This window comes from Cellulophaga sp. Hel_I_12, assembly GCF_000799565.1.
Lineage (GTDB): Bacteria > Bacteroidota > Bacteroidia > Flavobacteriales > Flavobacteriaceae > Cellulophaga.
Genome location: NZ_JUHB01000001.1, coordinates 1,677,501 through 1,694,420, shown reverse-complemented (window position 1 = coordinate 1,694,420; position 16,920 = coordinate 1,677,501). Strand labels below are relative to the sequence as shown.

Genomic DNA, 16,920 nt, shown 5'->3' with positions numbered 1-16,920 from the left:
TTAAAGCGCTAGTTTTTTTTCAAGACTTGGCAAACAATCGGGGATATTTGTAAGATTTCGTATAAATTTTCACTTTTTTATTGAGTAATATACTTTTAAGTGTTAAACTATTTGCTGTTAATACTTTGGATGGCTGTAAATCTTAATTTTTTCACAATTTAGAGCTGTTTTTTAACAAATAAGCGATACCAGCCCTTTATTTTTTTGGTTTATTAACTTAATTTTATCATTTTTGTAGCTGACTAATTCAAAAAATACTTAAATGAAATCAAAATTAACATGGATTTTAACGCCTTTGCTGGCGTTATTGATGAGTTTTTCCTTTGCTCAAGAAAAGACTATTAAAGGGAATGTTACTGATCAATCTGGATTGCCATTGCCTGGTGTTTCTGTTGTTATTGCAGGAACAACTACAGGTACACAAACAGATTTTGATGGTAACTATACTATCAATGCCCAAGTAGGAGCTAAACTTAGGTTTAGTTATATTGGACAAAAAACTACAGAAAAGGTGGTTGGTGCTTCGAACACCATTAATGTGGCGCTTCAAGAAGATGCCCAAGCCTTAGAAGAAGTAATTGTTACGGGTTTTGGTAATGTATCTAAAACAACGTTTGCAGGATCTGCTAAGGTTGTTGCTGGTGAAAATATTTCTAATAAGTCTTTCACCAACGTTTCTCAGGCATTAGCAGGTGAAGCTGCTGGTGTAAATGTATTTAACACATCTGGACAACCAGGAAGTGTTTCAACGATTCGAATCAGAGGTTTTGGTTCTGTAAATGGAAGTAATGCTCCATTGTATATTGTTGATGATGCACCTTTCGAAGGTAGTTTAAATGATGTGAACCCTAACGATATTGCATCGGTTACGGTACTTAAAGATGCTTCTGCAACATCATTATATGGTGCAAGAGGTGCTAATGGTGTAATTGTAATTACTACTAAAAGAGGTGGTAAGGGTGCTGAAGACCAATTAAATGTTTCTGTGAAAACGGGTACTAACTTTCAAGGTCTTGGCAGATATGAAACCATTAGATCTCCTGAAGAATATATTGGAATTGCTTGGGAAGGTGTTTATCAAAGAGGTTTGATAGCCAATCCTGGCGATAATGCAGCGGCTATTGCTTATGCAAATAATAACTTATTTGAAAGCCCTACAAACGCCGATGTATCTGATATTTCGCCAATTTACAACATGTGGAATACTTCTGATTCTGGTGCTATAGGCGTTTCTGAATTAATTGATCCAGCTACCGCTACGGTTAGACCGGGAGTAACTAGAAGATATAATCCAGAACAATGGGGCGATTTTGCCTTCCAAAGCTCTAACAGATTAGAAGCGAATGTTTCTGCATCGAATTCTTTTGAAAATTCGTCTATTTATACTTCATTTGGTTTTATTGATGATGTAGGATATGCTTCGAATACAGATTACCAAAGATTAAATGCGCGTGTTGCGGGTATCAATCAATTTGGAGAATTCATTACCATGAATACCTCTTTGAACTACACGCAAAGTGAAACAAATAATAATGGTACGGGTGAATCTTCTTCTTCACAGTTTTGGTGGGTAGATAACTTACCAACCATTTATCCTTTATTTAGAAGAGATGCAGCTGGTGCTAAAATACCAGATCCTATATATGGTGGTTTTTTATATGATTATGGTATAGAAGACGGTCGTGGTTTTGGTTTTGCTACCAATGGAGTTGCGGATTCTCAGATCAACATTAGTAGATCTAAAGATAATTCAGTGAACTTTAATAACGATTTCAAAGCTACCTTATATGAAGGTTTAACTTTTGAAAATAACTTTGCGTATCAGTACTTTATGAGTGATGATATAGATTTAAATGAACCATTTTATAGCCCAGCTCAGGGTAATAATGGTAGAATCAATAGATCTAGATCTGAAACGAAGAACTATACCATCAGAACAGGTCTTAGGTATAACAAGACTTTTGAAGACTTTAAACTTAACGCCTTTGTTTCTCACGTTGCAACTTCTTATGAGTTTAATTATTTAGAAGCAGAACGTACTAACTTGGTAACTCCTTTCGGAATTGACATTGCCAACGGTGTTGTAAATCAACCAAGTGACGGTTTTACCGATTTTGAAACCACAGAGAGTTACATTGCCAATGCTACAATGGACTTTAAAAACAAATACTTTTTAAACGCAACCTTCAACAGAGATGCATCGTCAAGATTCGTAAACAACAAATGGGGTAATTTTTACTCTGTAGGTGCTGCTTGGATCTTGAGTAGCGAAACTTTCTTGTCTAGTTCAAAGTTTGTTAATTTCTTAAAACTTAAAGGTAGTTATGGTGTGTTAGGTAATTCTGGAGGAATTGGTTTTTACCCAGGCTATAACAGATACTCTGTGAACAACTTAAATGACAACATTTCTTTAGCCTTTGCTTTTAAAGGTAACCCTGACCTTACTTGGGAAAGTTCAAACCAATTTAATGTTGGTGCAGAATTTGAATTGGGTAATTTCGTAGAAGGTACGGTTGAATTCTATCAAAAAAATACAACAGATTTGTTCTTTGATAGACAAGCTGGTCCTTCTGTAGGATATGCTTCGATTACCGTAAACGATGGTGAATTGATGAATCAAGGTGTTGAATTCGATTTAAATTTTAAACTTATTCAGAATGATAAGTTTAGATTAAATTTTGGTGTCAATGGTGCCATGCTAGATAACGAATTTAAAGCACTACCTATTGATCCAGCCACTGGAGAACAGCAATTATTATCTTTAAACGGAAGTTTTGCCTATGAAATAGGTCGTTCTTTATACGATCGTTACATGCCTGTATATGCTGGTGTTAATCCTGATAACGGTTCTGCTCAATGGGAGCGTAGTTTTGATGACATCGATGGTAATGGTGAATTTGGAGCTGGAGACGTAGTAATTACATCTTTATCTCAATACATTAACGATACCCCTGGTGCAAACATAGTTACAGATATTACAGAAGTATATGCTGAAGCTACCGATAAATTTGTGAATAAAACTTCTATTCCTGATGTTAGTGGTGCGTTTAGATTAAATGCTGTGATTGGTAATTTTTCAGTAAGTACTTTGTTTAACTACCAAATAGGAGGTTGGGCTTATGATGCTGCTTATGCTAACTTAATGGATAACGATTTTGCAGGTACAAACAACTTCAGCACAGATATCAGAAATCGTTGGAGAGCTCCTGGAGATATTACAAATATCCCAAGACAGGATGCAGGAGGGCAAATTCAACAAAATGCGCTTTCAACTAGATTTTTAGAAAAAGCTGACTTTATAGCACTAAACAATGTTCGCTTTGGCTATGCATTGCCGAAAGATGTAGTGACAAAAATTGGTCTTAAAAATTTAGATTTCTTTTTAACTGGTGATAACCTTTGGTTATTATCAAAAAGAGATGGTTTTAACCCATCAACATCAATAACAGGTGGATCAAGTATTTATTCTTACAATCCTTTATCTACTGTTGTATTAGGTATTAACTTAAACTTATAATAATTATGAAAACAATAAAAAAAATTGCATATGTGGGGGTTTTACTCTCGTTTATTTCATGTAGTGAAGACTTCGTAGAAGTATTCCCAACATCAACATTATCACAAGAACAAGTAACTGAAGCCGCTACAGTAAACCCTGCGGTGGCTAAGGCTACCTTGTTAGGTATTTATGAAAACTTGTACCGTAGAGGTAGTGGTGGTACTACTGCCCAAGAAGATTTTGGTGTTACTTCGCAGTACATGAACTTAGATATTTTATCGGCTGATATGGCTCATTTAGGAAAGAGTTATAGCCGTCAAAGGGATATTTCTGAACTAACGGCTACTGTAGATCCAGATAATAATAACAACTACAGACCATGGAGGTTTTTGTATAGAGTTATTAATTTATCAAACTTGGTGATCGATGGTGCAGGTGGTAATGATGTTGTTCCAGCGACAGAAAATGGAAGACATACACTTGGTCAGGCGAAAGCGCTTAGAGGGTATGCGTACTTCTTTTTAGCTCATGTATTTGCCAATGATATTACTGACTTATCAAAGCCTGTTTTACCAATATATATGAGTGCCAATGATCTTGAGCAGCCTAAAAGCAGTTTACAAGCGGTATTTGATGTTGCACTTGATGATTTATTGGATGCTGAAATTTTGTTAGAAGGATTTCAGAGAGAAGATAAAATTGAAATCAACCAAGATGTTGTAAGAGGTTTAATCGCCAAAACATACGGTGCTTTAAACAACTGGGAGCAAACTGAGATATATGCTAAAAAAGTAGTTGATGCAGGATACCCAATTATGACAGCGGATGAAGTTGCTTTATTTCCAGGAGAGTCTGGTGCTGTAGGTGGTTTTAACGATATCAACAGTATTGGAGGTATTATGTGGGGAATAGACATTACCGCAGCAGGTCAAGGTCTAGCTTCTTTATTTTCTTGGTGGGGCTTTATGGACCAGTATAGCTACAGCTATGCGGCGGTTGGTAACCCTAAAGGGATGGATGCAACCTTACATAGTAACTTTAGAGCAGATGATATTAGAAGATTTCAATGGTCTTCAACTTTAAGACCAGCTGGTAAATTTTATTACAAAGGTGCTGAAGTTCAAGGATTCAGAAATTTCTCTGGTCCTCAATCGAATATCGATTCTGATTCTCACTACATGAGAGTTGCTGAGTTTTATTTATTGCATGCCGAGGCTGCTGCAGAAAATGGAAATTTCGCAGGTTCACGTACAAGCTTAAAAGCATTATTAAATTTAAGATTGGATGACACGTCTTATATCGATGCATTGCCTGATGGATCTTTAGCGAATGAAGCTGCATTACAAGCTCGTTTAGAGCTTTGGGGTGAAGGTCAATCGTATTTTATTATGAAGAGAAGACGTGAAACGAGAACAAGAGGTGCTAACTGGTTAGATTTTGCTGGTCAGTCTTTTAACCATACTGATGAGCGTTTAACTTTTGAGATTCCTCAATTAGAAATAATTGGTAACCCAAACATTAGCGATCAAAACTAGTATTAGTTAGTTAAAGATTTTAACTATTTAAAAACCACTCCTTTGGAGTGGTTTTTTTTTTATATAAGGTTTAGGTCATAAAAACTTCTTGAACTATAAAGTATGTTGAAAATTGGATGCAGATGTGAGTACTATTGGCTTTTACAATGAAGAGTATTATACTAGCACAGTACTATCCCTTGGCGCAGTTATACCTTAACTAAAATGTGATAGCGCTAAGGTTGAAAATGTATATAATCTTAACGTAGCTAATTAAACTCGTAAATGCCTCATGAAATTATTAAGTGGATTAAATTGCTTAGGTACAGTAGAATAAATGGCTGAGCTATTAGCAATTTGAGCTTTAAGTACATTATGTGGGCATATAAGGCTACAAGAAAAGCAGTATATGGGTTAGAAGCTTGAACATGGAACAGCTGAGATTTAATGGGCTGAACTCTAATTAGGGATCTGATCAATAGGGTTGTTGCTTTTCCCTAATGGCAATTGAAGTATCCTCTAAGCCCTACTCTTAAGGGATTTCGTTAGTACTAAATGGCATTCAAATACAGCGCAATGGGATGTTCAATGCATAAAAAAAGACAACTTTTCAGTTGTCTTTTTAAAAAAACTTAGCTTCGCGTATAGTATCTAAAAAATAGTTATTGAACCTTAAATTGAAAAACTTCAGATCTTGATTTATTTTGCTTTTGATCAGTAGTGACTACCTGCCAATAATACACGAGATTACTAGAAATAGTTGCATTAACTGTATTGGTAGTGAGCGTTCCCAAAGAGGTAGTAGGCTCGGTTTCTGTTCCAAAGAACACCTCGTAACTTTCAATATCATTATCAACGTCTGCTCCGGACCACTGCAAGGTAACTGTCGTTCCTGTTTCTATAGTGCTTCCCCGTTTAGGATTTATGGCTTCTGCCGGAAAAGGAGCGTAATTTTCTACACCAGCACCTTGGTTATAAAAACGAAATTTGGCGCTCGTAGCAGTTTCGTTAGTGCCACTGGCTTTTGATATTACAAACCATTCATAAGGTGTGCCTCTTTGCAAGCTAATTGTTTTTTCGTTGGTATTTGAGGTGCTTGTTGAAGAAGTATTGGTATTTAAGTTGGTAAGTTTAACCTCATAACTATCGGTATTTTCAGAGGCCGTCCATTGAAAATTCACAGTACTTTGGGTTTCATTTACAACGATCCCTTCTGTACACTCTTTCTTGTCTTCAGGGAATAATAAGGTAGCCACTGATGGGTTTGGTACAGGAGTGGCCTCATTGGGGTCGTCACCTCCTGAGCCACCACAAGAGGTGATTAGTATAAAAATTAGTAGTAGTAATGTGTTATATAAGGTTTTCATATTATTTTCTTATTATTTTATAGGAAGAGAGTTGTCCGCCAGATTTTACATTGAGTAAATATATTCCTTGCGGTAAGTTGTCTACATTAAAGAAAGCTTTACCGTTTTGCACAGGATATTTTTTAGAGAATTGTTGCGTGCCATTGATGCTAAATAAACTTATGGTCGCCGAATCTTGACTAGAATCGCCTACGAGTATGGTGAGTTCCCCTCCTTCAATCGGATTTGGATAAATGTACACCTGGGTTCCGAGAATAATATTTTCCTCGTAAATCCCTTGGCATTCCACATCGGTTTTGATGGTTAATTTGTTTTCTATATTTAATAGGGGCAGGGTTATTTCATTATCACTGGTTCTATATTCTATTCCGTTTAAGTTGATAATGTACATTTTACCTCCTTCAAGGTTTAAAACAACTTCTTTGTTCAGCGAGCTTATTCTAGAGCCAACCCTCAATGCTTCGGGTTCGGTGATCGAAATAGCAACACAATTTTCGTAATCAGGTTCATTTTCAACCGTAATACAAAGTGTATAATTTCCTGCCGGAAGATTTTCAAAGCTGGTGTTTGAGGTAAAACTAGCGTTTGCGTTAATGGCGTTTCCTGTTAAAACAGCCAAATAGTTTAAAGCTTCATTTGCATCAATAGTGACACGGCCATTATTGCTAGAAATACACGATTCACCCACGGTTTTGATTCTGAAATTAGTTGCAGGTAAAGAGAATATTTCACATCCATCAATATTTACAACAGCATTTGCAGTTGTTGAAGGACATTGATCTATATCGTTTGGAACGCCATCATTATCGGCATCTGTATCACAAATATCGCCAATACCATCTTGGTCAGCATCTGCTTGGTCAGCATTCGCAACTAAAGGGCAATTATCTTCAGTATCTAAGACACCATCATTATCATCATCAGGATCACAGACATCGCCAATACCGTCATTATCGCTATCCAATTGATTTGAGTTGCTGGTACTTGGGCAGTTATCGTCTATGTCTAAAACACCATCATTATCATCATCGTCGTCGTCTTGAAAGCCTTCTACCTGGAAATCATCAATCACTACGCCTTCTTGGTTGACAGCATCGTCCGCTTCGAAAATAATTCTAAATATGATATTAGATTCATTGGTTAAATTTGTTTCTCCCAGCAGAGCATTGGCATTAAAATCATAAGCATAGGTCGCTAATTCTGTTGAAGTACCAGTCCATTGTGCCCCTGGGCAGTTTTGACAATCATTATCGATCCCAGAAATGGCATTGGTTCTATTGCTCGTATACCAATTAGGTTGGCTATTGATAGTGCCCAAAACACTCCACGAAGTTCCAGAATCAACGGAATATTCAACATACACAACATCCCAATTTTCTTCCAAATCGTAAGCCATATTAAACTTAAGTACAGGAGCAATAATAGATGACAGTTCATAGCACTTACTTAAAAGTATAGCTTTTACTTTATCTTGGTGATTGCCATCTAAATTGGTGGCATATACTTCTTGACCAGAACTTGCTTTATTTAATAGCGTACCACTAGGAATGCCTTTTTCCCACACAATTTGATTGCTATTTTCAGTGTAAGCAATCATTGTATTTTCTGGTGTATCAAAAGTATTAATATCACCTCCGTTTCCGAATCTGTTACTAAAAAATTCTTTGCTAATGCTGTTATTATCACTAAAAGTGTCGTTGTCAACAGCTACCTCAATATTTAGCGTAGCCTCTCCGTATATATTAGATACTAAATTGGGTAGTGTTATAGCTTGAGTTTGGTTGCTTGCCAAACTTCCATTCCAAGTAAAAACTTCCGGAGTGTTGTCGTTTATAGCATAAGTGATGGTAATAACCGTAATGGTATTGATACCTGCATTTTTTACGCTTATTTCCGGAGATATTTCACCACAAATAACGCTATTGTTTTCAGGTGTCGCAGACAATATTTCAACATCGTCATTAGGTGTTTTAAGAGGTATTGGCGACTGCCAAATACCTCTTCCGTAGGTCGCAGCAGTAATCATGGCATCTCCTAAGCTTATTTCAATATCTCCAACGGCGACACTAGGCAAATTAGTAAAATAATCTTCCCACTCGGTTTCTGTATCGTCTAATCGATACACCCCTAAACTTGTTCCCACAAAAATAGGATTATCAATATGTCTTCCTTGATGTGCAATTGAGAAAAAAGCTTGATCAGGCGGTAAATTATAGGTAATATTTTCTGAGGTAGTAACACCATCACGAGTTGTTATTTTAAAAACACCCCTGCTCGCAGGGCTTGGTTGATTGCTTTGAGATATGCCCACTCTATTAGAGGTTGTAACATATAGTATTGCGCCATCAGTTCTATTTATTGCTAAATCTGATATTTGAGTCTCTAACCTAGTCACTAAATTAAAGGTGACTCCCTCATCAATACTTTTATAAATGCTACTGCCTTGAATAACATAAAGGGTTTCGGCATTATTTGGGTCTATTTCAAGGTCGGTTATATTTCCGAAACCAATAGGTCCGGATATTTTCTCCCAAGCACTGCCCACTAATTTATAAACCGCATCATAACCGGCATATACAGCACCCGTATTGCTAATGGCGAGCGGTGTAATCCAATTGCCAGAAATGTTTGTGCCATCTGCTTTTTTTGGTGGTCCAATTTGTCCTATGGTCTGGCCAGAATTAGTAGAAATATTTAAGGATCCTCCATTTTGGGTAAAACCGTAGAGGAGATTGTCATTATTTGGATCGATAACATTATCCATACCATCACCGCCATGATAATTGTTCCACTGACTACTACCAAATACTTGTCCTCCATTATCTTGGAGTCCACCAATAATTTTATTCGAATTTTTTTCAGTAACAGATATTCTGTAAAACTGACTTATCCCCATATTTGCTGTTTTGTCGGTAAAACTAGTGGCACCGTCTTCAGAAACATAGAACCCACCGTCAGTCCCCGTAAATAATTTGGTACCAAAAAATTTAATGGTATGTATATCAGCATGGGTATACGCCTCATTGTTGGTAAACCAGCTATTTTTTCTGGAAAATGTATTTCCTCCATTGGTGCTTTTCCAAATGTTTAAACAACCTACATAAAGTTCATCAGCATTAACTGGTGACACCTCTAAAGCTAAATCAAACCAAGCCTGATTAGATTCTAATATTTCGGCGGTACTTGCTGTTTTAACAAAAGTTACACCGCTATCAACAGATTTATATAATCCTTGAAAAGCATAATCATTTGTGCTTACGTCTGCGCTTAGGATGTACACAACTTCGGGATTAGCTGCTGAAGTACCTAAAACAAGACGTCCAGAAGCAGAGGGTAGCGTGCTGGTAATTTCAGTAAAGGTATTGCCGTCAACAGACTTGAAATAGTTTCTGGATGAAACGGCATAAATGGTATTGCTGTCATTGGGCTTTAACTTAAAATCTTTTATATTTCCAGCTTGCTTTACCTCCCAGGTAACGCCAGCATCGGTAGATTTCATTAATCCATTGTTGGTTCCTAGCCAAAGGATATTAGAGTTGTTAGGGTCGATGACGATCTCATTCGCTAAAAAGTTAATAGAGGTATTAGAGGGGTTGAGTCCTGTTTCATTCCATGTGGCTCCTCCGTCAAATGATTTGTAAACGCCGATACTATAGGAATCTGCGGCATCATCATCACCCGTAGCGATATAGATAATGTTCGAGTTGTTCGGGTCAATAGCGATTCCAGAGACCCCTATTTGTAAAAAATTGTCGAATAAATTAACCCAAGAGGTTCCAGCATCTACAGACTTCCAGATACCACCAGCGGGAGCGCCAGCATACCAAATATTGGCATTGTTAGGGTCAACAGCGACAGCATTTACTCTTCCTTGTCCAGGGAGTCTTCCAGGAAATATACCGTGTTTTGATGTGGTAAGTGATGTCCAATTACTTACTGGATTTACTCTAGCAGTGCTTTGAGATTTATTTTTCCAGGTTTGCCATAATTCTCGAGAAGATGGTATGATGCCCTCCGAATTCACTTGGTACGACCAGTAATTCTCCCATCTTTTAAAGGGTTTGTATCCGCTTCCTTTTGTGGTATAATCTTTATCAATCCAGTATTCATTAAATGCTTTCGAAAGCTCGTCTAAACTTAAGCTAGCGTTTTTTGATGTTATATTCTTAGATTTCTCAATTCCTATCATCCAAGGCGCATCTTCATTAAATTGCGCTTGTGACCATGAAGAAACTAAGAAACATACTAGAAGTAATTTTCTTAACATAGTTTAGTTTTTTTTGTAAATATCCTGAAAAAAAAATAAAAAACACCTTTTTTGTGCTGTAGGTTTTAGGGTAAGCCAGTAGCATTTACTTTAAGAGGTCATTATCCATTTCAATTAGTTAAACTTTCACTTTTTGTTAAGGACAAAAAAATTACCTTTGTTTTTGTAAGTAGTAATTGATGAAATATATAATTCTAATAGTTGTTTTTCTAAGTATTAATTTCTTTTTTGGACAAGAAGATCAGATTTCGAAGTCACAAAGCGCAGATTCTTTGGGTGTAATGAATAAAGATTTTTCGGAAAGCCAAGAGGTTAATAAGGTTCTTGAGAGCGATAAGATGCCTATAACTAGCTATAAAATTATTTCTTTTAAAAGAGATACTACGCATATCGATACCACCTTAACCCTACAAAAAGAGTATACATACAACTACCTTAGAAAAGACGATTTTGAACTGCTGCCTTTCTCCAATATGGGTAGGCCCTACACTAGTTTGGGTTTAAATTTTGAAAGTAGTTTCTTTTACCCGAAAATAGGAGCCACGGCAAGGCATTTTAATTATTTGGAACTTGAGGCTGTCAATTATTACGATGTTCCAACGCCTATGACCGAAGCTATGTTTAAAACCACAATGACCGAAGGTCAGCTTCTAGATATTTTACTCACGTTTAACCTGTCCAAGCGCTTCAATTATTCTATAGCTTATAAAGGATTTAGATCTTTAGGAAAGTACAGATGGTCTCAATCGGAATCGGGTAATTTTGTAACCACAGCAAATTATGAAACACTAAATAACAGGTATTCATTAAGAATGCATATTGCGGCACAAGACTTGGTAGATCAAGAAAACGGTGGATTGTCCGATAAAACGCAATTTGAATCTGGGGATGCTGATTTTCAGGATCGTTCAAGATTAGATGTTAATTTAACCGATGCGACGAATAAAATTCTAGGGAAACGCTATTTTTTTCAGCATCAATATAAGCTCCTACGAAAAGAAAAAGATTCAAGCAGCATTGAAAAAACCTCCCTCTCTATTGGACATTTGTTCAATTACGAAACAAAATTTTATCAATTTAATCAAACAACACCAAATAATTTTTTTGGTGATGCCTTTAGTACTTCTGAAATAGCGGATAAAGCACATCTCAAAACCTTATATAATGAGTTAAATGCTGAATTTTACAATAGCATTTTAGGTAGGTTAAAAGGGTCAATCAATATTTATAATTATAATTATTACTTCAATAGTTTGCTAATAACAGATACCCAGCGCATACCAAATCAATTAAAGGGCGAAGACATTGCGCTAGGAGCCGATTATGAAAAAAAGATAGGGGGTTTTCAATTAAGAGGGAATATGTCATACAATCTATCGGGTACCCTAAGTGGTAGTTTGTTTAATGCATCCGCAGGGTATCAATTAAATGATAAATTAGGACTTTCGGCAGCTATTTTTTCGTCTACCAAAATGCCTGATTTTAATTTTCTACTGTATCAGAGTGATTATGAAAACTATAATTGGAATACTTCAGAGACTTTTGAGAAGGTAAAAACAAATAGCATCGAGTTTAACTTGAATTCAAAACTTTTTGGACAAGCAACTGCTAAATTCACAAGATTGGATAATCAGCCTTACTTTGCTGTAGATCCTTTACAAGAGCTGTTAGCGGGCGAGAGTGAAAACAAGTATATTAAACCTTTCCAAGAAACGAGTAGTATCAATTATCTAAAAGTAAAATATCAAAAAGAATTTAAGTACAAGTCTTTTGCATTGCAAAATACCTTAATGTACCAAACTGTATCTCAATCAAACAACATCCTGAACATTCCTGAATTTACAACTAGAAATACCTTGTATTTTTCTAAAGAGATATTTAAAAAAGCGATGTTTCTGCAAACAGGGGTAAGCTTTAAATATTTTACATCCTATACCATGAATGCATACAGCCCCTTGCTTGGAGAGTTTTATATTCAAAATGATCAAAAATTAGGAGGCTTTCCTATGCTAGACTTCTTTGTAAACGCAAAAGTGCAGCAAACGCGGATTTATTTAAAGGCCGAGCATTTTAATTCTTCTTTTTCTGAACCTAATTATTATTCAGCTCCGGAGTATCCCTATCGTGACTTTATAGTGCGTTTTGGTGTAGTTTGGAATTTCTTTTCTTAGAAATACGATGTATTGTTACCGAATTCTATTTTTGTTAAAGAGGGTTTTCGTCTATAAAAGAAGGCAAAATTAAACAAACACAATTTTTTTTATTTTTTCATTGCTTGTAACGTGTTGTTTCTAAGGGTTTTGTTTTGATTGTAGTAATTATTTCAAAAAAGAATTAAAAAAACATTTGCGGGATTAAAAAGAGGGTGTATATTTGCACCCGCTTACGGAGACAGAGAGAATGAAAGGGATGTAGGTGATAAGACTTTTAGGGTCTTAAAAGAGAGATAAAAAGGTTCATTGACATATTGTAAGACAGCGTTCAATTATTGGAAACGATAATTGGATAAAGAATTGAATTTAACAAAATAGCTTAAAGAATACATAAGGGTTAGGTTCGGATAATTTATTTTTAGTGATGTGAATAATATTTACAAAACAACGATGAAGAGTTTGATCCTGGCTCAGGATGAACGCTAGCGGCAGGCCTAACACATGCAAGTCGAGGGGTAACAGGGAGCTTGCTCCGCTGACGACCGGCGCACGGGTGCGCAACGCGTATGCAATCTACCTCTTACTAGGGAATAGCCCAGAGAAATTTGGATTAATGCCCTATATTATATTGAGTCGGCATCGGTTTGATATTAAAGGTTACGGTAAGAGATGAGCATGCGTCCCATTAGTTAGTTGGTAAGGTAACGGCTTACCAAGACTTCGATGGGTAGGGGTCCTGAGAGGGAGATCCCCCACACTGGTACTGAGACACGGACCAGACTCCTACGGGAGGCAGCAGTGAGGAATATTGGACAATGGGCGCAAGCCTGATCCAGCCATGCCGCGTGCAGGAAGACTGCCCTATGGGTTGTAAACTGCTTTTATACAGGAAGAATAAGGAGTACGTGTACTCTGATGACGGTACTGTAAGAATAAGGACCGGCTAACTCCGTGCCAGCAGCCGCGGTAATACGGAGGGTCCGAGCGTTATCCGGAATTATTGGGTTTAAAGGGTCCGTAGGCGGGCTGTTAAGTCAGAGGTGAAATGCTGCGGCTCAACCGTATGCACTGCCTTTGATACTGGCGGTCTTGAGTTATAGTGAAGTGGCTAGAATATGTAGTGTAGCGGTGAAATGCATAGATATTACATAGAATACCGATTGCGAAGGCAGGTCACTAACTATACACTGACGCTGATGGACGAAAGCGTGGGTAGCGAACAGGATTAGATACCCTGGTAGTCCACGCCGTAAACGATGGATACTAGCTGTTCGGTTTTCGGACTGAGCGGCCAAGCGAAAGTGATAAGTATCCCACCTGGGGAGTACGTTCGCAAGAATGAAACTCAAAGGAATTGACGGGGGCCCGCACAAGCGGTGGAGCATGTGGTTTAATTCGATGATACGCGAGGAACCTTACCAGGGCTTAAATGTAGATTGACAGGTTTAGAGATAGACTTTCCTTCGGGCAATTTACAAGGTGCTGCATGGTTGTCGTCAGCTCGTGCCGTGAGGTGTCAGGTTAAGTCCTATAACGAGCGCAACCCCTGTCGTTAGTTGCCAGCATGTAATGATGGGGACTCTAGCGAGACTGCCGGTGCAAACCGTGAGGAAGGTGGGGATGACGTCAAATCATCACGGCCCTTACGTCCTGGGCCACACACGTGCTACAATGGCCGGTACAGAGAGCAGCCATGTTGTAAAGCAGAGCGAATCTATAAAACCGGTCACAGTTCGGATCGGGGTCTGCAACTCGACCCCGTGAAGCTGGAATCGCTAGTAATCGGATATCAGCCATGATCCGGTGAATACGTTCCCGGGCCTTGTACACACCGCCCGTCAAGCCATGGAAGCCGGGGGTGCCTGAAGTCCGTCACCGTAAGGAGCGGCCTAGGGCAAAATCGGTAACTAGGGCTAAGTCGTAACAAGGTAGCCGTACCGGAAGGTGCGGCTGGAACACCTCCTTTCTAGAGAAAAGCATCCTATAGATGAATTCTAGAAGAATCTAGCCCTTGTATTTTTGAGTTATTGTTTACTTTAATTTTATCGCTGTCTTATTAGTATGTTATATAAGTTATTGAGAGGATCTGTTAAAGGGTTCAAGAGTGAGAGTCTCATAGCTCAGCTGGTTAGAGCGCTACACTGATAATGTAGAGGTCGGCAGTTCGAGTCTGCCTGAGACTACAAATCGAGCAAAGCTCGATGCTTTAGGCAGTAAGCTTTAAGCGATAGGCTAAAACAGCGTATTGCATATAGCGTAAAGCATATGGCGAATAAACGTTCTTAGAGTAAAAATTATTGAAAGGAAATTCTAGAAGTTGAGTGGTAGTTGTACTAACTACTAACTACTAATTACTAACGACTAGTAATTGGGGGATTAGCTCAGCTGGCTAGAGCGCCTGCCTTGCACGCAGGAGGTCATCGGTTCGACTCCGATATTCTCCACCGGGCAATGCCCGGAGATATTAATTTATCTCTGGCGTATTGCATGTGAGCGTATAGATGGTATAATTGTCTATCGCGACTCGCGATGTTCATTGACATATTGGGACAAAGTGATTTACTATTATCTTCAGGGATATAGTAAACACAAAGAAACACAAAAAATAAATTAGAGTAAAGTACGATAGAGATGCTTCAGTATTTATACTGAAGTATTTTTTAATAAATTAGAATAAAGGACTAGTGACAAGCTAGAAAAGGGCGTATGGGGGATGCCTAGGCTCTCAGAGGCGAAGAAGGACGTGATAAGCTGCGAAAAGCTGCGGGGAGGTGCACACAACTTGTGATCCGCGGATATCCGAATGGGGCAACCCACTATATTGAAGGTATAGTATCTTGAAAGAGAAGCAAACCCGGTGAACTGAAACATCTAAGTAGCCGGAGGAGGAGAAAACAAAAGTGATTCCGTTAGTAGTGGCGAGCGAACGCGGATTAGCCCAAACCAATATTGTTTCGGCAATATTGGGGTTGTAGGACCACGACATTTGATGCGCGATGAATTAGAACCCTTTGGAAAGAGGGGCCAAAGACGGTGATAGCCCGGTATAAGTAAAGGACGTTATTGATAGTGGTATCCTGAGTAGTGCGGGGCACGTGAAACCTTGTATGAATTTGCCGGGACCATCCGGTAAGGCTAAATACTCCTGAGAGACCGATAGTGAACCAGTACCGTGAGGGAAAGGTGAAAAGAACCGTGAATAACGGAGTGAAAAAGATCCTGAAACCATACGCTTACAAGCGGTCGGAGCGGAGCAATCTGTGACGGCGTGCCTTTTGCATAATGAGCCTACGAGTTACTTTTACTAGCAAGGTTAAGATTTTAAGAATCGGAGCCGTAGCGAAAGCGAGTCTGAATAGGGCGACCATAGTTAGTAGTAGTAGACGCGAAACCGTGTGATCTACCCATGGGCAGGTTGAAGCTTTGTTAACCCAAAGTGGAGGACCGAACCCGTTGACGTTGAAAAGTCTTGGGATGACCTGTGGGTAGGGGTGAAAGGCCAATCAAACTCGGAAATAGCTCGTACTCCCCGAAATGCATTTAGGTGCAGCGTTGCAATAGTTTTATAGAGGTAGAGCTACTGATTGGATGCGGGGGCTTCACCGCCTACCAATTCCTGACAAACTCCGAATGCTATAAAATGTTTTGCAGCAGTGAGGGCATGGGTGCTAAGGTCCATGTCCGAGAGGGAAAGAACCCGGACCATCAGCTAAGGTCCCCAAGTGTATACTAAGTTGATATAACGCGGTGGAATTGCATTGACAGCCAGGATGTTGGCTTGGAAGCAGCCATTCATTTAAAGAGTGCGTAACAGCTCACTGGTCGAGCGATTCCGCATGGATAATAATCGGGCATAAGTATACCACCGAAGCTATGGCTTTTGTACACGGTACAAAGGGGTAGGGGAGCATTCTATGTGTGTTGAAGGTGAACTGTAAGGTTTGCTGGAACGCATAGAAACGAAAATGTAGGCATAAGTAACGATAATGCGGGCGAGAAACCCGCACGCCGAAAGACCAAGGTTTCCCCAGCTATGCTAATCAGCTGGGGGTCAGTCGGGACCTAACGCGAACCCGAAAGGGGTAGTGGATGGACAAGCAGTTAATATTCTGCTACCTGC

The 16,920-nt window shown here is 38.6% G+C and carries 6 protein-coding genes, 2 tRNA genes and 2 rRNA genes (1 of these 10 cut by a window edge); 7 read left to right on the top strand and 3 right to left on the bottom strand.

The window, feature by feature from the left end; translation table 11 throughout:
* Positions 1-262: 262 nt before the first annotated feature.
* Both GQ45_RS07645 and GQ45_RS07640 read left to right on the top strand, forming a co-directional pair.
* Positions 263-3,517 (top strand): SusC/RagA family TonB-linked outer membrane protein, encoded by a 3,255-nt coding sequence (locus GQ45_RS07645; protein ID WP_047416452.1) that lies wholly within the window; start codon positions 263-265, stop codon positions 3,515-3,517.
* A 5-nt stretch (positions 3,518-3,522) separates the two neighbouring features.
* Positions 3,523-5,034 carry a RagB/SusD family nutrient uptake outer membrane protein gene (locus GQ45_RS07640; protein ID WP_047416450.1) on the top strand — a complete coding sequence of 504 codons (1,512 nt, stop codon included), beginning with the start codon at positions 3,523-3,525 and terminating at the stop codon, positions 5,032-5,034.
* Positions 5,035-5,675: 641 nt separating this feature from the next.
* Here the strand turns inward: GQ45_RS07640 and GQ45_RS07635 are convergent.
* Together GQ45_RS07635 and GQ45_RS07630 are read right to left on the bottom strand one after the other, a co-directional pair.
* Positions 5,676-6,380, bottom strand: a complete 705-nt coding sequence (locus GQ45_RS07635) for a hypothetical protein (RefSeq protein ID WP_047416448.1) — start codon at positions 6,378-6,380, stop codon at positions 5,676-5,678.
* 1 nt (position 6,381) lies between these two features.
* Positions 6,382-10,647, bottom strand: a complete 4,266-nt coding sequence (locus GQ45_RS07630; RefSeq protein ID WP_047416446.1) for a thrombospondin type 3 repeat-containing protein — start codon at positions 10,645-10,647, stop codon at positions 6,382-6,384.
* A 179-nt stretch (positions 10,648-10,826) separates the two neighbouring features.
* Between GQ45_RS07630 and GQ45_RS07625 the strand changes: the two genes are divergently transcribed.
* The 4 genes from GQ45_RS07625 (at position 10,827) to GQ45_RS07610 (ending at position 15,244) form a co-directional block, all read left to right on the top strand.
* On the top strand, positions 10,827-12,818 hold the full coding sequence (locus tag GQ45_RS07625) for a putative porin (protein WP_047416444.1): 1,992 nt from the start codon (positions 10,827-10,829) through the stop codon (positions 12,816-12,818).
* Positions 12,819-13,247: 429 nt separating this feature from the next.
* A 16S ribosomal RNA gene (locus GQ45_RS07620) occupies positions 13,248-14,766 on the top strand.
* Between the two features lie 143 nt (positions 14,767-14,909).
* A tRNA-Ile gene (locus GQ45_RS07615) sits at positions 14,910-14,983 on the top strand.
* A 187-nt stretch (positions 14,984-15,170) separates the two neighbouring features.
* Positions 15,171-15,244, top strand: a tRNA-Ala gene (locus GQ45_RS07610).
* On the opposite strand, the gene GQ45_RS18305 is transcribed toward GQ45_RS07610, so the two are convergent.
* A complete protein-coding gene (locus tag GQ45_RS18305) occupies positions 15,218-15,343 on the bottom strand; it encodes a hypothetical protein (protein WP_255352028.1) in 126 nt (41 codons plus the stop codon). The genes GQ45_RS07610 and GQ45_RS18305 overlap by 27 nt on opposite strands.
* Positions 15,344-15,484: 141 nt before the next feature.
* Here GQ45_RS18305 and GQ45_RS07605 point away from each other — a divergent pair.
* Positions 15,485-16,920 (top strand): 23S ribosomal RNA (locus GQ45_RS07605) (it continues 1,402 nt past the right edge of the window).
* Together the 16S and 23S rRNA genes with 2 tRNA genes alongside form the textbook arrangement of a ribosomal RNA operon.